This window comes from Streptomyces sp. NPDC057877, from assembly GCF_042796855.1.
GTDB lineage: Bacteria > Actinomycetota > Actinomycetes > Streptomycetales > Streptomycetaceae > Streptomyces.
In genome coordinates this window covers 526446-545323 of record NZ_JBHVMS010000008.1, presented here as the reverse complement: position 1 = coordinate 545323, position 18878 = coordinate 526446, and the positions used below count along the sequence as shown (strand labels likewise).

The following is an 18878-nucleotide window of genomic DNA, read 5'->3' as shown; positions in this document are numbered from 1 at the left end:
AGTTCTCAAGGAACGGCCGCTTCCTTTGTACTCACCCTCTCGGGCTTTCCTCCGGGCGCTTCCCTTCGGTCTTGCGTTTCCGACTCTATCAGATCTTTTTCTCGGTCTGATTTCCTCGGTGCTTTCCAGGTTCCCGCTTTCGCGTTTCCCTTTCCGGCGGCTCCGACTTTATCAGAAGTTCTGAGCCGGTCAGACCGGCCATTCGTTTCCGATTCATCGGGAGGGGGCTTCCTTGGAATCCATGTTCTGGGAAGCCGATAGATTGTGCACGGTCGCCGGACGGGTCTCCGCCCATCTCCAGGCAACTGTTCGAATCTACCTCCCCGCAGGGGCCGTGTCAACAGCTCCCTTTGGGGCGAAGAGGAGATTAGCAGGTCAGTGGCGCCCGACGCACATCAAGCCGCCGTGGGCACGGTGCTGCTGCGTTCGGCTGCCTCGACGTCGCCGGTTTCGCCGGTCCGGGCGGCACGGGCGCCGAGGACGAAGACGTAGGCCAGGAAGGCCAGCTCGGCGACGACGCCGATGGTGATGCGGGCCCAGGTGGGCAGGCCGGAGGGCGTGACGAAGCCTTCGATCGCGCCGGAGATGAACAGGACCAGGGCCAGGCCTATCGCCATGCCGACGGCGGCTCGGCCCTCCTCGGCCAGGGCTGTGCGGCGGGTGCGCGGGCCCGGGTCGATGACGGTCCAGCCGAGGCGTAGGCCCGTTCCCGCGGCCACGAAGACGGCGGTCAGTTCCAGGAGGCCGTGTGGGAGGACCAGGCCGAGGAAGGTGTCCAGACGTCCGGCGGACGACATCAGGCCGAACCCGACGCCGAGGTTGAGCATGTTCTGGAAGAGGATCCAGAGGACGGGGAGACCGAGGAAGATCCCCAGGACCAGGCAGAGGGCGGCGGCCTGGGCGTTGTTCGTCCAGACCTGGGCGGCGAAGGAAGCGGCCGGGTTGCTGGAGTAGTACGTCTCGTACTGGCCGCCGGGGCGGGTCAGCTCGCGTAGCTCGCTGGGGGCCGCGATGGAGGACTGGACCTCGGGGCTCGTACCGATCCACCAGCCGAGCAGTGCCGCGACGAGCGTGGACAGCAGTGCCGTGGGAACCCACCAGTGACGGGAGCGGTAGACCGCGGCGGGGAAGCCATGGGTGAGGAAACGCGTGACATCGCGCCAGGAGGCGCGGCGGGTGCCGGTGACGGCACTGCGCGCGCGTGCCACCAGTTGGCTGAGCCTGCCGGTCAGTTGGGGGTCGGGGGCGCTCGACTGGATGAGCGAGAGGTGGGTGGCGGTGCGCTGGTAGAGCGCGACGAGTTCGTCGATCTCCGGGCCGTTCAGGCGGCGCTGGCGCCGGAGCAGGGCATCGAGGCGGTCCCACTCCGCCCGGTGGGCGGAGACGAAGACGTCGAGGTCCATCGGTGTGCCTGCTCCTCGGGTGTGCGGCTGCCGGTTCGGCCCGGTCGTCGGAGGCCTGTCGTGAACGTCAGCTTGTCGTACTGCGGCGCGGTACGCCCTCAGCTTGGCAGACTGGCCGTTCTCAGGGCGGGCCAGGGGAAGGACAGCGGGCGTGAACGAGCTGGTGACGGGTGAGGCGGTGGCGCTGGAACTGCGCCCGGCGAGGCTGCCCAGCAGGGCGCTGGCCGTGCTGCTGGATCTCGTCGTGGCCATGGCCGCGTACATCGGTGTGACGGTGGTGCTGGTGATGACCACCGCCTCGTTGGACGAGGCGGCGCAGTTCGCGCTGTCCATCGCGACGTTTCTGCTGGTGCTGGTGGGGGCGCCGATCGCGGTGGAGACGCTCAGTCATGGGCGGTCGCTGGGGAAGATGGCGTGCGGGCTGCGGGTGGTGCGGGACGACGGGGGGCCGATCCGGTTCCGGCATGCGCTGGTGCGCGGGGCGATAGGCGTGATCGAGATCTTGATGACCTTCGGGGTCATCGCGTGTATCGCCTCGCTGGTGTCGGCGCGGGGGCGGCGGCTCGGGGATGTCTTCGCGGGCACTCTCGTCGTACGGGAGCGGGTGCCTGAGACGCGGAGTGGTTTTGTGCCTCCGCCGCCGCCCTGGCTGGCCGGGCAGTTCTCGGGGGTCGATCTGTCGGCGGTGCCGGACGGGCTGTGGCTGGCCGTGCGCCAGTACCTGACGCGGATGCCGGAGTTGGATCCGCAGGTCGGCTGGGCCATGGCGGAGCGGCTGGCGGGGGATCTCGCGGCTCGGACGGGGGCTCCGGTGCCGCCGGGCGTGCCGCCTGCGGCTTATCTGGCGGCGGTGGTGCAGGAGCGGCAGGTCCGGGAGGTTCAGCGGGTTCAGCGGGGCTATGCGGCGGAGCAGGGGGGCGCGGCGCCGGGGGCGTGGTCGGCCGTGCCCGCCTCCTCCGCACCGGCCTCCGGCGTGCCTCCCATATCTCCGCCGTCCGTGCCCGTGCCGCCTGCTGCCGCGCCCTTTGCGCCGCAGCGGGAGGGGCAGTCGGGTGATCGGCGCGGGACCGGGTTCGCCCCGCCCGCCTGAGGTGGTTGAGGCGGTCCGCCGCCTCAGGGGGTGTCGGGGAACACGGACGGGGGTGTCTCCAAGTCCTCCAGCTCGATGCCGGGGGCCGCGAGTACCACGTCGCCGGCGATGTGCACCGTGTGCTGTTCGCCCGTGTCCAGGGCCGTGACCTGGTATTCGTCCACCGTCAGGGGGCCGTTGTCAGTGGCGTGTGCTTCTCTTTTCAGCAGGGCCCAGGACTGATCGACGGTGCGGGGGGCGAGGACCGGATCCGTGAAGGCGACCAGGCGGACTCGGGTCGCCGTTGCGGAGGGGGTGAGGCGTAGGAGACGGGTGGTGGCGACGAGGAAGGCGGGGGATGTGCCGGTGAAGGCGTGGGCGGGGACGTTGCCTTCCGTGGCGTGAGTGCCGGTCGGGTCGGTGCGGACCCAGGTCACGCCGTCCAGGGCGGCGCCGCGTACCTGCCAGCTCGCGGCGTGGAGTTCCAGGCGGATGGGGCGGCCGAGTTCGTCGAGGGTGAGGTCGACGGAGCCGTGGTGGTCGCCCGAGGGGGTGGTCAGCTGGGAGACGTAGCGCCAGCCGGAGGGGCCGGGGGCGCATTGGAAGTGTTCTTCCGCGAGGGGGGTGTGATCGTGCGGATCGTGGAGCGAATAGCGGCCGCGGGGCATGGGGGTCCTGGCTTCTGAGCTGGTGACGTGCTGGCCCAGCTGCTGGTGTGCTGGCCCGGTGCTGGTCCAAGGGGCAGGCCCCCGGCACGCGGGGTGCGGGGGGCCTGCCTGGGTGGGACTGGGCGGCTGTGCGCTCAGTAGCGGTAGTGGTCCGACTTGTAGGGGCCCTCGACCTTCACGCCGATGTACTCGGCCTGCTCCGGGCGGAGCGTGGTCAGCTTGACGCCGAGTGCGTCGAGGTGGAGACGGGCGACCTTCTCGTCGAGGTGCTTGGGCAGGGTGTAGACGCCGGTGGGGTAGGCGTCGGGCTTGGTGAACAGTTCGATCTGGGCCAGGGTCTGGTCCGCGAAGGAGTTGGACATCACGAACGACGGGTGGCCGGTGGCGTTGCCCAGGTTGAGCAGGCGGCCCTCGGAGAGCACGATGAGGACCTTGCCGTCGGGGTAGGTCCAGGTGTGGACCTGCGGCTTGACCTCGTCCTTGACGATGCCGGGGACCTTGGCCAGGCCCGCCATGTCGATCTCGTTGTCGAAGTGGCCGATGTTGCCGACGATCGCCTGGTGCTTCATCTTGGCCATGTCGCTGGCCATGATGATGTCCTTGTTGCCGGTCGTGGTGATGAAGATGTCGGCCGTCTCGACGACCTCGTCCAGGGTGGTGACCTGGTAGCCGTCCATCGCCGCCTGGAGGGCGCAGATCGGGTCGATCTCGGTGATGATCACTCGGGCGCCCTGGCCGCGCAGGGACTCCGCGCAGCCCTTGCCGACGTCGCCGTAGCCGCAGACGACGGCGGTCTTGCCGCCGATCAGGGTGTCGGTGGCGCGGTTGATGCCGTCGATCAGGGAGTGGCGGCAGCCGTACTTGTTGTCGAACTTCGACTTGGTGACGGCGTCGTTCACGTTGATCGCCGGGAACAGCAGGATGCCGTCGCGCTGCATCTCGTACAGGCGGTGGACGCCGGTCGTGGTCTCCTCGGTCACGCCGCGGATCTCCGAGGACAGCTGGGTCCACTTCTGCGGGTTCTCGCCGAGGGTGCGGTGGAGCAGCTGGAGGATGACGCGGTGCTCGTCGGACTCGGCGGTGTCCAGGGCGGGGACCTGGCCGTCCTTCTCGTACTCCACGCCCTTGTGGACGAGGAGGGTGGCGTCACCGCCGTCGTCGAGGATCATGTTCGGGCCGCCGGTGGCGGCGTCCGGCCAGGTCAGGGCCTGCTCGGTGCACCACCAGTACTCCTCCAGGGTCTCGCCCTTCCAGGCGAAGACCGGGATGCCCTGGGGGTTGTCCGGGGTGCCGTTCGGGCCGACGGCGATCGCGGCGGCGGCGTGGTCCTGGGTGGAGAAGATGTTGCAGGAGGCCCAGCGGACCTGGGCGCCCAGGGCGACGAGGGTCTCGATCAGCACGGCGGTCTGCACGGTCATGTGCAGGGAGCCGGTGACGCGGGCACCCGCCAGCGGCTGCGCCTCGGCGTACTCCTTGCGGATCGCCATCAGACCGGGCATCTCGTGCTCGGCGAGGGTGATCTCCTTGCGGCCGAAAGCGGCCAGGGAAAGGTCGGCGACCTTGAAGTCCTGTCGGTTCTCGACAGTCGTCATGACGAGCTGCTCCTCGGGTTCGGGGCGAGGTGGGTACGGCCGGTCTGCGCGGCGGCGGACACAGGGTGCCCGAAGAGGACACAGGCATGCCCGCGTACGCGCAGCACAGTCCGTCGGAGGCCCTCTCTCCCTCGGTCGGTCCGCTGTGGGACCGCCCGACCGCCATCAGCAGCGACGTCTGGCTCTGCTCCAAGCTACACCGGTCGGCCCAGCGGTCCCCAGTCCCCGTCCGATCGGATCGAGCCGTTCACGAGGGCATCGATAGCCTCTCCAGCCGCGGAAATGCCGTGTCAGCTGGGGGAACCAGGGCGGCCGACGCGGTCCAGGGCCAGGTGACGCAGTTGTGGCCACCGAGTTGGTGAGGCGCGTACACGACCGGGGCCCGTGGCACGCGCGTGGCGTGGCACGGGCCCCGGTGGTGGTGTCAGTGGCCGGTGGGGTGCGGGGCGGGGCCGCCGGGGCTGGCCTCGCGGTCGGGGCCCTTGGCGGCCTCGGCCTCGCTGTAGATGTCCGGTTCGAGGTAGATCACCCGGGCGATCGGGACGGCCTCGCGGATGCGGGACTCGGCGGCGTCGATGGCGGCGGCGATCTCGGTGGCGGTGTCGTCGTGCCGGACGGCGACCTTGGCGGCGACCAGCAGTTCGTCGGGGCCGAGGTGGAGCGTGCGCATGTGGATGATGCGGGTGACGGTGTCGCCGTCGACCATGGCGGCCTCGATCTTGCGGACCTCTTCCACGCCCGCGGCCTCGCCCAGCAGCAGGGACTTGGTCTCGATGGCGAGGATGACCGCGATGAGGATGAGCAGGACGCCGATGCAGAGGGTGCCGATGCCGTCCCAGACGCCGTCGCCGGTGGCGAGGGCGAGGCTGACGCCGACCAGCGCGAGGATCAGGCCGACGAGCGCGCCGAGGTCCTCGAGGAGGACGACCGGCAGTTCGGGCGCCTTGGCGTGGCGGACGAATTCCTTCCAGGACTTCTTGCCGCGGAGCTGGTTGGACTCCTTGATGGCGGTGCGGAAGGAGAACGTCTCGGCGATGATCGCGAAGACGAGGACGCCGACCGGCCAGTACCAGTGGTCGATCTCGTGCGGGTGCTTGATCTTCTCGTAGCCCTCGTAGAGCGCGAACATGCCGCCGACGGAGAACAGGATGATCGAGACGAGGAAGGCGTAGATGTAGCGCTCGCGGCCGTAGCCGAAGGGGTGTTGCGGGGTCGCCTCGCGCTGGGCCTTCTTGCCGCCGACGAGCAGCAGGCCCTGGTTGCCGGAGTCGGCGAGGGAGTGCACCGACTCGGCGAGCATCGAGGACGAGCCACTGAACAGGAACGCCACGAACTTCGCTACTGCGATCGCGAGGTTGGCGGCGAGTGCCGCCACGATCGCCTTGGTACCGCCTGACGCGCTCATGTGTGCGTGCTGTCCCTTCGTACGTACGCCGTCCGGGGCCGTCGCCCGGTGATCGGGCCGCCTTGTCGGTGGGCCATTGTTGCAGTCCCGTCAGGCGACGGCGTGCCAAGTCCGTCCGGCTGGGTCGTCAGGCGATGACGGTGGCCCGGAAGAGGGTGCCGGAGCCGGACACTTCGGCGGTCTCGCCCGCGGGGACGAAGACCGAGTGACCGGGGGTCAGTTCATGTCCGCCCGCCTGTACGGAGCCCGCCGTGCAGAGCAGGATCTGCGGGGTCGGGCGGGTCAGGTCGTGGGTGGCGCCGCCGGGCGGGAGGACGTACCGGGAGAGCCGGAACTCGTCGATGGGGGTCTCGTAGACCTCCTCGCCGTCGGGGGACGCCTCGGGGCGCAGCACGCCGGGGTCGGTCGGCTCGAAGCGGACGACGCGCAGGAGTTCGGGTACGTCGACGTGCTTGGGGGTGAGGCCGCAGCGCAGGACGTTGTCGGAGTTGGCCATGATCTCGACGCCGAGGCCGCTCAGGTAGGCGTGCGGGATGCCCGCGCCGAGGTAGAGGGCCTCGCCGGGCTGCAGGTGGACGTGGTTGAGCAGCATCGCGGCGATGACGCCGGGGTCGCCCGGGTAGTGGTGGGCGAGGTCGGCGTAGGGGGCGTAGGTGCCGCCGAGGCGGGTGCAGGCGGTGGTGGCCTCGGTGACGGTGCGGGCCATCTCCGCGCGGTCCGCGCTGAGTACGGCGGTCAGGACCTCGCGCAGGGCCGCGTCCTCGGGGTGGGCGTGCAGCAGGTCGACGTACGGCTTGAGGGAGTCGACGCCGAGGCCGTCGAGGAGGTCGGCGGCCTGGACCGGGTCACGGAAGCCGCACAGGCCGTCGAACTCGGTGAGGGCGCAGATCAGTTCGGGCTTGTGGTTGGCGTCCTTGTAGTTGCGGTGCGGGGCGTCCAGGGGGATGCCGCGGCGCTCCTCGTCGTCGTATCCCTGCTTGGCCTGGGTGAGGTCGGGGTGGACCTGGAGGGAGAGCGGGGCGCCCGCGGCGAGGATCTTGAGGAGGAAGGGCAGCCGGGGGCCGAACTTCTCCACCGCCGCCGTGCCGAGTTCCCGGTCGGGGGCGGTCGCGATCACGTCGGCGAGGGTGCCGCGTGCGGTGCGGGAGGGGGCGCCGGGGTGGGCTCCCATCCACATCTCCGCCTGCGGTTCGCCGGTCGGTTCGGCGCCGAGGAGGGCCGGGATCGCGGTGGGGGAACCCCAGGCGTAGGGGCGGATGGTGTTGTCGAGGAGGTCCATCGGTTCTTTCTGCCGGTTCGTGGTGCGTGCGACGCGGGGTGGTGCCGCGTGCGGGGTCGGAGGGCTTGGCGCTTCCCTGGGCCCTGGGTCAGATCAGGCCCTTGAGGCGAGCGCCAGGTAAACGGCGGCGAAATCCGTGATGGCGATCAGTTCGGCGAGGGTCTCCAGCTCGGCGCCGGGTTCCGGTTCGAGTTCGCTGATCGGCGTGTCGTGGCTGAGGGCCAGGTCACGGGCGGAGGGGGCGGCGGTGAGGCCGCCGATCGGGCGGTCACGGAGCAGCACCACGCGCGCGTGGAGGGCGGGTGTCTCCTCCACGCGGTCGCGGAAGAAGTCGTCGGGGTCGGCGCTGGCGGCGAGCGGACCGGCGAGGAGGGGGGTGTGCGCGGCGAGTGCCTCGGGGAGTTCGGCGACGATCGCGGGGGTGCCGGACAGTTCGGCGAGGGCGGCGGCGAAGCGGCGGCCCGCCGGGCCCGCGGAGATGCCCTCCGTCCAGATCACCGGGAGCGCGTCGGCGAGTTCGGCGGCGAGGGTCTTGGCCGGGTTGCTGTACGTCGCGATGGCGGGGCCGCAGCGTTCGGCGACCTGGTCGAGGCGGTCGGCGACCTTCTCCAGGGCGTCGGTCGGGGCGGCGAGCAGGCCGATGCGGTCCAGCAGGGCGAGCAGGGGGGTGAGCAGCGCCCAGAGGACTCCGGGGGCGGAGGCGGCGAGGGGTTCCTCCTGCTCGTCGTACGGGGCCGTGGCCAGGGGTACGAACATGCCGTGGGCGCCTGCTACGGCCTCGCTGAGCGGGGTGCCTGTGGGGGCTACGGCGACGACGGCGCAGCCGCGGCGGTAGGCCTGGTCGGCGAGGAGGCTGAGGCCGGGTTCGGTGCCGTCGGGGGTGGCGATCAGGAGGAGGTCGACGGAGCCGGTCCAGCCGGGGAGTTCCCAGCGCAGGGCGCCCGCGGCCGGGGCCACGCCGGTGGGGGGCAGGCGGATGACCGGGCTGCCCGCGCCCGCGAGGGTGCCGAGGAGGTCGGCGGCGTGGGTGGCGGCGGCGCCGGGGCCCGCGATGAGGATGGCGCGGGGGCGGCCGTCGGGTTTGAGGTCGGCGATGCCTGCCTCGGCGGCGTACCGGGCGGCGGTGCGGACGCGGGCGCCTGCCTCGGCGGCGCCGCGGAGCAGGGCGCGGTCGTCGGCGTCCGCGAGTGCCTCGGGGGTGTCGAGCAGTGCCTCGTCGAGCATGGGCGGCAGCCTCCGGTCGCCGGGGGTGGGTCTGCGGGTGCGCGTCAGGCGGGGCGGCGGGCCTCGTCGATGAGGAGGACGGGGATGCCGTCGCGGACGGGGTAGGCCAGGCCGCAGTCCTGGCCGGTGCAGATCAGCTCGGTGTCCTGCTCCTTGAGGGGGGCGTGGCAGGCCGGGCAGGCGAGGATCTCCAGGAGGCCGGTTTCCAGCGGCATGGGGGGTCCTTTCGGGCGGGGTGGGGTGCTGCGCGGGGCTTTGTGGATGTGCCTGGTCAGGTTACCGCTGGTGGGTGGGGGGTGGGGGTGTTGTGCGTGGGTGGGCGGATGGGCGTGGGTGGTTGGGGTGGGGCTTGCGGCCCGGCGCTGACCGGGTGCGCGGCGTGGGTGCGGGCGCGGGGGTAGGTCGCGCGGTCCGGCGCTGGCGGGGTGCGGGCCGGGGGCGCGGGCGCGGGGTAGGGCTTGCGGCCCGGCGCTAACCGGGTGCGCGGCGCGGGGGTAGGTGCCGGGGTAGGTGCGGGGGCAGGCACGGGGGTAGGTCGCGCGGCCCGGCGCTAACGGGATGCCGCTGCGCCCGCCCTGCCGCCCCGGCGGCACGATTGCCCGCGGCTCTGCGGGAGGGGGTGTCCGTCCGGGGCTGCCGACGGACACCCCCGCCCGTCGTCCGGTCAGCCCCGGATGATGGTCAGGGCCTCGTCGCGGATCTTGGTCATCGTGGGTTCGTCGCGGGCCTCCGCGTTGAGGCGGAGGAGCGGTTCCGTGTTGGAGGGACGGACGTTGAACCACCAGTCGGCGGCGGTGACGGTGAGGCCGTCGAGTTCGTCGAGGGTGATGCCGTCGCGGCCCTCGTAGGCGGCCTTGATGGCGGCGAGGCGGGCCGTCTGGTCGTCGACGGTGGAGTTGATCTCGCCGGATCCGACATAGCGGTCGTACGCGGAGACCAGGCCCGACAGGGGGCCGTCCTGGCCGCCGAGGGCGGCGAGGACGTGGAGGGCGGCCAGCATGCCGGTGTCGGCGTTCCAGAAGTCGCGGAAGTAGTAGTGCGCGGAGTGCTCGCCGCCGAAGATGGCGCCGCTGCGGGCCATCTCGGCCTTGATGAAGGAGTGGCCGACGCGGGTGCGGACGGGTGTGCCGCCGTTCTCCTTGACGACCTCCGGGACGGACCAGGAGGTGATCAGGTTGTGGATGACGGTGCCCTTGCCGCCGTGCTTGGCGAGTTCGCGGGCGGCGACCAGGGCGGTGATCGCGGACGGCGAGACCGGGTCGCCGTTCTCGTCGACGACGAAGCAGCGGTCGGCGTCGCCGTCGAAGGCGATGCCGAGGTCGGCGCCCTCCGCGCGGACGCGCTGCTGGAGGTCGACGATGTTGGCGGGGTCGAGGGGGTTGGCCTCGTGGTTGGGGAAGGTGCCGTCCAGCTCGAAGTACATCGGCACGAGGGTCAGGGGCAGGCCCGCGAAGACCGTCGGGACGGTGTGGCCGCCCATGCCGTTGCCCGCGTCGACGACGACCTTCAGGGGGCGGATGGAGGTCAGGTCGACGAGGGAGCGCAGGTGGGCCGCGTAGTCGTGCAACGTGTCGCGCTGCGTGATCGTGCCCGTCGTGGCCGCCGGGGCCGGGGCGCCCGTCTCGCTCCACTGCTCGACCAGTTCGCGGATGTCGGCGAGGCCGGTGTCCTGGCCGACGGGGGCGGCGCCGGAGCGGCACATCTTGATGCCGTTGTACTGCGCCGGGTTGTGCGAGGCGGTGAACATGGCGCCCGGCAGGTTCAGCGCGCCCGACGCGTAGTACAGCTGGTCGGTCGAGCAGAGGCCGATCTCGGTGACGTCGACGCCGCGGGCGGCGGCCCCGCGCGCGAAGGCGCGCGCCAGACCGGGGGACGAGGGCCGCATGTCGTGCCCGGTCACGATCGCGCTCGCGCCCGTCACCTGGACGAAGGCGGCACCGAACAGTTCGGCAAGGGTCTCGTCCCACTGGTCGGGCACCACTCCGCGTACGTCGTACGCCTTCACGATCTGTGACAGATCAGCAGCCACGGCCAACCCTCCTGAAAGTCCTATCGGTCACCCAAACCTACCCGCACCCTCTGACACCGGACCGCGCGGACCCCGGCCGTGCCGTCGGGCTCAGGGCAGCATCCATTCCAGCACCGGTGAACTCTGGCCGACCACGATCAGGCACATCACCAGCAGCAGGCCCAGGCTCCACGGCAGCACCTTGCGCAGCAGGTCTCCCTCGCGCCCGGCGAGTCCGACGGCGGCGCAGGCGATGGTGAGGTTCTGCGGGGAGATCATCTTGCCGAGGACGCCGCCCGAACTGTTGGCGGAGGCGAGGAGTTCGGGGGAGAGCCCCGATTCGCGGGCCGCGGTGACCTGGAGGGCGCCGAAGAGGGCGTTGGCGGAGGTGTCCGAGCCGGTGACGGCGACGCCGAACCAGCCGAGGAGGGGTGACAGGAAGGCGAGGCCGGTGCCCGCGGCGGCCACGAAGTGGCCGATGGTGGCGGCCTGTCCGGAGAGGTTCATGACGTAGGCGAGGGCGAGCACGGAGGTCACGGTGAGGATCGCGAACCGCAGTTCGTGGACGGTCGCCGCCCATTCCCTGACCGCCACGCGCGCGTGCACCCCGAGGACGACCGCCGTGCAGACTCCGGCGAGCAGGACGAGGGTGCCGCCGGTGGAGACGATCGGCCAGGTGAAGACGTTGCCGCTGACGGGGTCGCCGTCCGGGTTCACGACGTTCAGGAAGGGCCAGTCGTAGCTCTGGGTGGCCTGTGCCAGCCAGTCCTTCACGGCGGGGATCTGCGCGACGGAGAAGACGGCGACGATCAGCGCGTAGGGGGCGTAGGCCCGTACCACCTCTGTGCGCGGGTCGTCCTCGTCCAGTTCCTCGCTGCGTACGCCGGTCAGTACGGCGGCGCGGACGGGCTCGGCGGCGGGCTTGCGCGCGGACGGTACGGCGACCAGGGCGCCCGCGCCCGCCAAGGCGGCGCCGATGTCGGCGAGTTGTGCGGAGACGTAGTTGGAGGCGGCGAACTGGGCGATGGCGAAGGCGACTCCGCACGCGAGGGCGGGGACCCAGGTCTCGCGCAGGCCGCGCCGCCCGTCGACGAGGCCGACGAGCACCAGGGGCACCACCAGGGCGAGCAGCGGGGTCTGACGGCCCACCACGGAGGCGACGGTGTCCAGTGGCAGGTCGGTGACCTGGGCGAGGGTGACGACGGGGGTGCCCATGGCGCCGAAGGCGACGGGCGCGGTGTTGGCGACGAGGGCGACGACCGCCGCGCGCACCGGTTCGAAGCCGAGGGCGACGAGCATGACCGAGCAGATCGCGACGGGCGCGCCGAACCCGGCGAGCGCCTCCAGCAGGGCGCCGAAGCAGAAGGCGACGACCAGGGCCTGGATGCGCGGGTCGTCGGAGAGGCGGCCGAAGGAGCGGCGCAGGATGTCGAAGTGCCGGGTGCGGACGGTCATCCGGTACACCCACAGGGCGTTGACGACGATCCACAGGATGGGGAAGAGGCCGAAGGCGGCGCCCTGGGCGGCGCTGGAGGCTGTCTGGTCCAGCGGCATGCCGTAGGCGAGCCAGGCGACGGCGACGGCCATGAGGAGGCCGGTGAGGCCCGCCAGGTGGGCCTTCATACGGACGCCGCCGAGGAGTACGAGGACGATCACCAGGGGCAGCGCCGCCACGAGGGCGGAGAGGCCGAGCGAGTCTGCGACGGGTTCCAGTTCCTGGACGTACACGAACGCCTCCCCGGATTCCGCGATGCGGAAAGCGATTTCTCACGGGTGACGGAATGGTCGTGTCCGCGACAACTTCGCGTCAATGGGTGTGCAGCACACAACCGAACAGGAACGAAACCCGAGCCCCGGGGTCAGTTGTCGGGCGAACGCAGAACCCGCAGGTGACCGCGGCGCGCGACCTCCATCGGGTCCGCCGAGCGGCCACCGCCGCCCGCCTGCGCGGCGCGCTCCTGGGGGCGGGCCGCCTCGCGCACCGCGTTGGCGAGGGCTTCCAGGTCGTCCCCACTGGGACGGGCCGGAGCGGAACCGTCGAGCAGCCGGACGACCTCCCAGCCGCGCGGGGCGGTGAGGCGCTCGGAGTGCTCGGCGCACAGGTCGTAGCAGTGGGGTTCGGCGTAGGTGGCGAGCGGGCCGAGGACCGCGGTCGAGTCGGCGTAGACGTACGTCAGCGTCGCGACGGCGGGTCGGCCGCAGGCGGTGCGCGAACAGCGACGTACAGGGCTCACGACGTTGGACGGTACCGCACTCTTGAGCGGGCCGCGACGACTCTCCACCAGGTCACTCCACCGTGTCGTGTTGCGATACGTCCCACACGCTCCTTTCGTCATACCCCACTGACCTGCACGGACATGCACATCCAAGGCACCGGACCCGACCGGGACCGGTCAGCACTCGGCATAAACCGCATCAATAGCCCCGTGATCGACGGTCTGGGAGAGACTCGGAGAGATACGGAATCGAGCCCAACCTTGGCTGGAATGGTCATCCTGCGACATGCCGTCCGGGGCGCCGGTGGGTGGCCGTGACGACATACGCTGCATCAGTGATGGACAACCGAGTACCGCCCCGTGCCGCAGGCCCCGGGCCCCGCCGTCGTGACCGTCACGGCCGGGGCATGCGCGGGCCCATCGCGCCGCCGCAGGTGCCGCTGGCGGCGAGCCGGGCGGAGGCGTTCGCGGATCTGGTGCAGGACTCCGTGGAGCGGCTGGAGCGGCGCTGGCCGCAGCTCGCCGAGATCGACTTCCTGGTGCTCGAGGTGCCCGCGCTGGACGGGGGCGGGCGGGGCTGGAGCGACGACACCGTGCCGCTCGGCGGGACGGTGGCCGCGCGGGAGGGACGGCCCGCGCGGGTGGTGGTCTACCGGCGGCCCGTGGAGATCCGCACCAAAGGGCGGGACGAGCGGGCGGCGCTGGTGCACGAGGTCGTGGTGGAGCAGGTGGCGGAGTTGCTGGGGCTGACGCCGGAGACGGTGGATCCGCGGTACGGGGAGGACTGAGCCGCCGCGGCCCGCATCGGACGCGGCGGCTCGGTCCCCGCTACTTCTGCAGGACCGACAGGTCCTGTTCCGCGTCCGGGACCGAGACCGTGCCCCGGTCGTCCGGGAGGGTCTGGACGGTGAAGGCCGGGAGGCCGTCCTTGGTGGCGGTCAGCGTGCGGGAGGCGTAGACCGCGGCGGTGTCCGGCTCCGGTTCCACGGTGAGGGCGTAGGTGCCCTTCAGGCCCTGCGGGAGCGGGAGTTCCACGTCCTGGGTCGTGCCCGACTTGATCGTGTACGTCTCCGAGGCCGCCTCGCCGCCCTCGGTGCCCGCCGACGCGGTGACCTTGACCTTGGCGGTTCCGTCGGGGGCGGTCAGCGAGAGGGTGGTGCCCTTCCCGGTGTTGCCGACAGCCGTCGCGCGCGTGCCGACGGGGCTCGCGGCCGGGATGAACGCCGTCTCCTGGTCGTCCCCCTTGCCGCGGACGACGCGCACCGCGGCCACCACCGGCACCTCCCCGCTCGTCGGCGTCAGCACCAGGGAACCGGCCTCCCCGCGCGTGACATCGCCCAGGTCGACCGCGGTCGTCATACGGGACTTCACCCGCAGCGTCTCGTTCCCGGCCGGGGTGATCAGTCCGGACGGCGCGGCGAGCCGCACCTTGAGGTCGGCGTCCGTGCCTCCCGGCGTGAACACCACCAGCCGCACCTCGGTTGCGTCCTTCGGGATGCCCGGGATCACCAGGTTCCCCGCGGGTTCCGCCGCCGCGGCCAGCCAGTCGCCGCCGACTTCGTCGTCCAGGGCCTGCACGGCCGCGCCGACCCGGCCGCTGCGCACGTTCACGTGCACGGTGAGGTTGGTCTCCTCGGCCTCGGCGAGCGTGGACAGCAGGATCGGCTCGCTGGAGTGCGGCGGGACGGTGATGCCCTCCCCCAGCGACGACTCCAGCGGTCCTTCCTTGCCGTACAGCTCCAGGTCCACCACGGCGGCGGAGTCGTCCGGGTTCGTCAGGTGCACGTAGTCGGTGCGGCCCTCGGCGGTGCTGGCGCCCGGGAACCAGAACTCGGTGTCCGCCGCCGTGCAGTTGACGCCCGACAGCCCGCGCCCGCTGCCCGCGGCGATCTCCGTGCTCTGCTGCACGGTCCACCCGGGCGCGGACTTCCCCTCGGCCGTCCCGATCAGCGCGGGCGCGTCGCTCCCGGACCGCTCCCCCTCGACCGGCGTCCCCGGCTCCCCGGGTTCCAGCACCGGCTTGCCCTTCTCGTCCTTGTCGCCCTTCTCGCCCTTTTCATCCCCCGCTGGGAGCAGTTCGGCCGTCCCCTTGCCCCCCGCGCCCTCCGTGACCGGCGTGAAGGACGTGTACGTCGTCTCCGCCAGGTCGGAGGTGCTGGGCGCCGGACACACCAGGCTCGTGCGCTCCACGGGCAGCTGTGCGGCTGCCTTCGCGGTGTCCGAGCCGGACGCCTCCGGCGTTGTGAGCGAGGCGAAACCGGTGACGGCGGCCAGGGCGGTCACGCCCGCGATCAGGGACAGGGTGGTGCGGTTCACTGCTGGCTCCCGTCGGGGCGCTCGTCGTACGTGGCGTCGTAGCCCTGCGGGCGCTGGCCGTAGGTCTGGCCGTACGTCTGGTCGTAACCCTGTTCGTACGCCTGGTCGTACGCCTGGTCGTACGAGGCGTCGTACGAGGCGCCGCCCTGGCCCTGACCGCCGTAGGCGTACGGGTCGTACTGGCCGCCGCCCTGGTACCCGTCCGACGGGTACTGCTGCTGGTCATAGCCGCCGTAGCCCTCGGCACCGGCATAAGTCCCCGCGCCCCACTCGCCGTAGGCCTGCTGCTGGGGCACGGTCACCGGGGTCTCCTCCTGCGGAGGGGGCGAGGCCTCCGGGGCCGCACCGGCTTCCGCCTCCGCCTCGGCCTGGGCGCGCAGGCGGCGGGCGCGGCGCCCCTCGCCCGCGACGGCCTGGGCCGGTACGGCGGGCTCCTCGGGCAGGTCGTCGTCGACGTCACGGCGACGGCCGGGCAGGGCGAGCACGACGAGGACGACGGCGAGGGAGCCCTGCGCCCACAGCCAGGCGGTGTGGCCGATCGGGTCGTCGTAGGTGACGTCGAGGCGTCCGCCGGAGGCGGGAAGCTCGAAGCCCTGCGCCCAGCCGTCGACGGTGGTGGGGGTGAGCGGCTGCCCGTCCAGGGTGGCCGTCCAGCCCTCGGAGGCGGTGTCGGCGAGGCGCAGGACGCGCCCGTCGGCGCCCTCCGGGACGTCGGTGTGGATCTCGACGGCTCCCGCGGCGACGGGTGCCGGGTCTCCCGAGTCGCCGACGATCACCGCCCGCGACACCTCCCGGTCCACCCGCCACAGCGCGCTGCCGTTCTGCTCGCTGAGGCGGCTCAGGCCGGGCGTGGCGTCCAGGACGCGGATGACCTCGCGGGGTGCGCCCTTGTGGACGAGGACGTAGCGCACGGCGAAGGCGCCGAGCTGGTCGGCCTGGTCGGCGCCGGAACCGGCGACGAGGTTGGCGACGACCTTGTTCAGCTGGGTGCTCTCACCGTCGGCGGCGGCCAGTTCGGCGTCGCCGAGGCGGGCGCCGGAGCCGCGGACGAGGGTGTAGCCGACGTGGGCGGCGGAGTCGCTGTCCAGGACGAGGGTGCGGGCCTGGTCGCGGGTGTTGCTCTCCTCCGCGACGAACGCGGGGACCTGCACGGGGTCGCGGCGCTCCAGCGGACCGTCCGCGCCGCGGATCATCCAGCCCGCGGCGACCAGCAGCGGGCCCGCGGCGGCGGCGAAGGCGATCAGGGCGGCGACCGGCTGGCGCCAGCCGAAGCTCTGCTCGGCCACGCGCGCGCGTGCCCCGTCGGCGCCGAGCAGGGCGGCGGCGAGCAGGCCGATGCCGTAGACGAGGGTGGCGGGGCCGGACCAGGCGGAGGCGTTGGACAGGACCGCGAAGACGAGTCCGACGAGGGCGACCGCCCAGGCCGTCCAGATGCCCGACTGGCGCTCCGAGCGCAGCAGGGCGGCCAGCGCGGCGAGCACGACGCCGATGAGCATCAGCCCGTCGACGGTGCCGGGGCCGCCGGGGCTGGCGCCGAGCAGGTCGAGGGCGGTGGCGGACGACTCGCCGTATTCCAGCCCGGCCTCCTGGAAGAAGCCGAACGGCAGCAGCGTCAGCGACCAGGGGGCGAGGACCAGCAGGGGCGTGCCGAGCTGGGCCAGGAAGCGCAGGCCGTAGGCGGGGATGTCGGTGCGGCGGACGGCGAGCAGGCCGACGCCGAGGAGCAGGGCGATGGGCCAGACGATCGGCGTGAAGGCGGTGGTGATCGTCAGCAGCAGGGCGTACGCCCAGGTGGCCCGCCAGCTGCCGCGCGCCCCGGAGGGGGCCGCCAGGCCGCTGGCCGCGATCCCCGCGCGGGCGATCAGCGGGAGCAGGACGGCCAGGACGGCGGTGCCGAGGCGTCCGCCCGCGAGGGCGCCGGTGGCGGCGGGCAGGAAGGCGTAGACGACCGCCCCCCAGGCGCGCAGCAGCCGGGACTCGACGAGCGGGCGGGAGGCGAAGTACGCGGCGAGTCCGGCCAGCGGCACCGAGCAGACGAGCAGGACGGTGACGGCGAGTCCGGTGGAGCCCAGCAGCACCGAGGCGAGCATCGCGACGACCGCCAGGTACGGCGGCGCGTCGGCGGTGCCGCCGGTGCCGATGGGGTGCCAGGCGTCGAGGTAGCGCGACCACAGGTCGGCGGAGTCGGCCGGGGCGGGCAGCAGGGCGCCGCCGGTGAGGGCGCCGCCGCCGAGGAGCTGGCGGCAGGCGGCGAGCGAGACGAGCAGCAGCACCAGGAAGAGCACGGGCCCCGGCTTGCGGGCGATGCGCTTGAGGCGGGCGAACTGTTCGATCTCCAGGAAGTCGGCGTCGTCGCCGCCGGGTCCGGACTCCACCGCGCCGCCGTGCCGTCCGGCGCCCGCGGCGGTCTCGGGGTCGGAGCGGCCGACGAGGCTGCTCGCGGCCTGTTCGGCGGTGACGCGCACGGTCGCGCCGGGCGGCGGGAACAGCGGGCGCAGTTCGCCCTTGTCGGCGACGGGGCGGCCCCGGTGGCGCCGTCCGGCGATGATCCGCTCCGGCCGCAGGAGGACGCCCAGCAGGCCGCGGATCTCGTCGACGGCCTGTCCGGGAACCTTGCCGACCAGGTAGGCGAGGGTCCGCAGGAGGGTGCCGAGGACGAGGCGCAGCAGCACCCAGGGCAGGGCGGCCGTGCGGGTGTTCACGAGGAGGGTGTAGACGGCGCCCGCCTTGTCGACCTTGTGCGGGGAGGCGCTGGTGCGGCCCGCGCAGTCGACGGTGCGGCGCTCGCGCGAGGCCGCTTCGGCGTGTCGTACGACCGCCTCGGGGGCGACGAGGACGCGGTGGCCCGCCGCGTGGGCGCGCCAGCACAGGTCGACGTCGTCGCGCATCAGGGGCAGTCGGCGGTCGAAGCCGCCGAGCTGTTCGAAGACGTCGCGGCGGACGAGCATGCCCGCGGTGGAGACGGACAGCACGGGCCGGACGTGGTCGTGCTGTCCCTGGTCCTGTTCGCGGCGGTCGAGGCCGGTCCAGCGGCGGCCGGAGTTGGCGATGGAGACGCCGACCTCGAGGAGCTGGCGGCGGTCGTACCAGCCGCGCAGTTTGGGGCCGATGACGGCGATGTCGTCGCGGCCCAGTTCGAGTTCGTTCTCCACGACGCGCAGCAGCTGGGCCAGGGCGTCGGGTTCGGGGGCGCAGTCGTCGTGCAGGAGCCAGAGCCACTGCACCGGTTCGCCGTGTGGCAGTTCGGGCAGGTCGTAGGCGTCGTCGCGCCAGGTGCGGGTGACGGGGTCCCAGCCGCTGGGCCGCTTCAGGTACGGCAGGTCGTCCGGGGTGAGGACGGGTGCCGTGCGGTCGGCCTCCTCGACGGCCTGGCCGAAGCCGGTGCGCCGTGCGAGGTGCAGGACGCGGTCGGGGCCGAGGGCGTCGGTGAGCAACTGGGCGGAGTCGTCGGCACTGCCGGTGTCGGCCGCGATGGCGAACTGGACCGGGCGCTCCTGGCCGAGCAGCCCGGTGAGCGCGTCGGGCAGCCAGCGGGCGCCGTCGTGGGAGACCAGCACCGCCGTCACTACGTGACGCGGAAACTCTGGGGTGGCAGCGGTGTCTTGCTGGGCTGCCGTATGGCTGTGCACGGACATCGAGGTACGGGCCCCGGGTTCGGTGGACTGTGGTGGACGCCTGTGCCCCGAGGGGGCAGCGGG

At 72.4% G+C, this 18878-nt stretch carries 14 protein-coding genes; 2 read left to right on the top strand and 12 right to left on the bottom strand.

Going from position 1 to position 18878, the window contains the following annotated elements; translation table 11 throughout:
* Positions 1-395 precede the first annotated feature (395 nt).
* A complete protein-coding gene (locus ACFVQG_RS26680; RefSeq protein ID WP_383388075.1) occupies positions 396-1403 on the bottom strand; it encodes a stage II sporulation protein M in 1008 nt (335 codons plus the stop codon).
* A 151-nt stretch (positions 1404-1554) separates the two neighbouring features.
* Between ACFVQG_RS26680 and ACFVQG_RS26675 the strand changes: the two genes are divergently transcribed.
* Positions 1555-2493 (top strand): RDD family protein, encoded by a 939-nt coding sequence (locus ACFVQG_RS26675; RefSeq protein WP_383388073.1) that lies wholly within the window; start codon positions 1555-1557, stop codon positions 2491-2493.
* Between the two features lie 23 nt (positions 2494-2516).
* Here the strand turns inward: ACFVQG_RS26675 and ACFVQG_RS26670 are convergent, their stop codons facing one another.
* The 9 genes from ACFVQG_RS26670 to ACFVQG_RS26630 form a co-directional block, all read right to left on the bottom strand.
* Positions 2517-3140, bottom strand: coding sequence for a hypothetical protein (locus ACFVQG_RS26670; RefSeq protein ID WP_383388071.1), 624 nt, complete (start codon positions 3138-3140; stop codon positions 2517-2519).
* Between the two features lie 134 nt (positions 3141-3274).
* A complete protein-coding gene (gene ahcY, locus ACFVQG_RS26665; RefSeq protein WP_383388069.1) occupies positions 3275-4732 on the bottom strand; it encodes an adenosylhomocysteinase in 1458 nt (485 codons plus the stop codon).
* Positions 4733-5156: 424 nt separating this feature from the next.
* The gene (locus ACFVQG_RS26660; protein WP_383388067.1) at positions 5157-6137 is read right to left on the bottom strand and encodes a cation diffusion facilitator family transporter; all 981 of its coding nucleotides are present in this window, start codon (positions 6135-6137) and stop codon (positions 5157-5159) included.
* A 127-nt stretch (positions 6138-6264) separates the two neighbouring features.
* Positions 6265-7416: a mannose-6-phosphate isomerase, class I gene (manA, locus tag ACFVQG_RS26655; RefSeq protein WP_383388065.1), complete on the bottom strand. Its 1152-nt coding sequence runs from the start codon at positions 7414-7416 to the stop codon at positions 6265-6267.
* A gap of 93 nt (positions 7417-7509) precedes the next feature.
* On the bottom strand, positions 7510-8640 hold the full coding sequence (locus tag ACFVQG_RS26650; protein WP_383388063.1) for an SIS domain-containing protein: 1131 nt from the start codon (positions 8638-8640) through the stop codon (positions 7510-7512).
* A gap of 44 nt (positions 8641-8684) precedes the next feature.
* Positions 8685-8855, bottom strand: coding sequence for a Trm112 family protein (locus ACFVQG_RS26645; protein ID WP_383388061.1), 171 nt, complete (start codon positions 8853-8855; stop codon positions 8685-8687).
* A gap of 449 nt (positions 8856-9304) precedes the next feature.
* Entirely contained in the window at positions 9305-10669 is a 1365-nt protein-coding gene (locus ACFVQG_RS26640; protein ID WP_383388060.1) for a phosphomannomutase/phosphoglucomutase, read from the bottom strand.
* A gap of 90 nt (positions 10670-10759) precedes the next feature.
* The gene (locus tag ACFVQG_RS26635) at positions 10760-12376 is read right to left on the bottom strand and encodes an L-lactate permease (protein WP_383388058.1); all 1617 of its coding nucleotides are present in this window, start codon (positions 12374-12376) and stop codon (positions 10760-10762) included.
* A 131-nt stretch (positions 12377-12507) separates the two neighbouring features.
* The gene (locus ACFVQG_RS26630; protein WP_210928338.1) at positions 12508-12930 is read right to left on the bottom strand and encodes a DUF3499 domain-containing protein; all 423 of its coding nucleotides are present in this window, start codon (positions 12928-12930) and stop codon (positions 12508-12510) included.
* Positions 12931-13202: 272 nt separating this feature from the next.
* Between ACFVQG_RS26630 and ACFVQG_RS26625 the strand changes: the two genes are divergently transcribed.
* Complete coding sequence (locus ACFVQG_RS26625; RefSeq protein ID WP_383388055.1) at positions 13203-13652, top strand: metallopeptidase family protein; 450 nt, start codon at positions 13203-13205, stop codon at positions 13650-13652.
* 40 nt (positions 13653-13692) lie between these two features.
* On the opposite strand, the gene ACFVQG_RS26620 is transcribed toward ACFVQG_RS26625, so the two are convergent.
* Positions 13693-15180, bottom strand: coding sequence for a DUF5719 family protein (locus ACFVQG_RS26620; protein WP_383388051.1), 1488 nt, complete (start codon positions 15178-15180; stop codon positions 13693-13695).
* Positions 15177-18815: a glycosyltransferase family 2 protein gene (locus tag ACFVQG_RS26615; RefSeq protein WP_383388049.1), complete on the bottom strand. Its 3639-nt coding sequence runs from the start codon at positions 18813-18815 to the stop codon at positions 15177-15179. Before ACFVQG_RS26615 ends, ACFVQG_RS26620 begins: the two co-directional genes overlap by 4 nt.
* Positions 18816-18878: the final 63 nt, after the last annotated feature.

Coding starts and splice junctions, on each gene's coding strand:
- manA (WP_383388065.1), bottom strand. CDS start 7,416: ATGGACCTCCTCGACAACACCATCCGCCCCTACGCCTGGGGTTCCCCC.
- ACFVQG_RS26660 (WP_383388067.1), bottom strand. CDS start 6,137: ATGAGCGCGTCAGGCGGTACCAAGGCGATCGTGGCGGCACTCGCCGCC.
- ACFVQG_RS26625 (WP_383388055.1), top strand. CDS start 13,203: ATGGACAACCGAGTACCGCCCCGTGCCGCAGGCCCCGGGCCCCGCCGT.
- ACFVQG_RS26615 (WP_383388049.1), bottom strand. CDS start 18,815: ATGTCCGTGCACAGCCATACGGCAGCCCAGCAAGACACCGCTGCCACC.
- ahcY (WP_383388069.1), bottom strand. CDS start 4,732: ATGACGACTGTCGAGAACCGACAGGACTTCAAGGTCGCCGACCTTTCC.
- ACFVQG_RS26670 (WP_383388071.1), bottom strand. CDS start 3,140: ATGCCCCGCGGCCGCTATTCGCTCCACGATCCGCACGATCACACCCCC.
- ACFVQG_RS26680 (WP_383388075.1), bottom strand. CDS start 1,403: ATGGACCTCGACGTCTTCGTCTCCGCCCACCGGGCGGAGTGGGACCGC.
- ACFVQG_RS26645 (WP_383388061.1), bottom strand. CDS start 8,855: ATGCCGCTGGAAACCGGCCTCCTGGAGATCCTCGCCTGCCCGGCCTGC.
- ACFVQG_RS26650 (WP_383388063.1), bottom strand. CDS start 8,640: ATGCTCGACGAGGCACTGCTCGACACCCCCGAGGCACTCGCGGACGCC.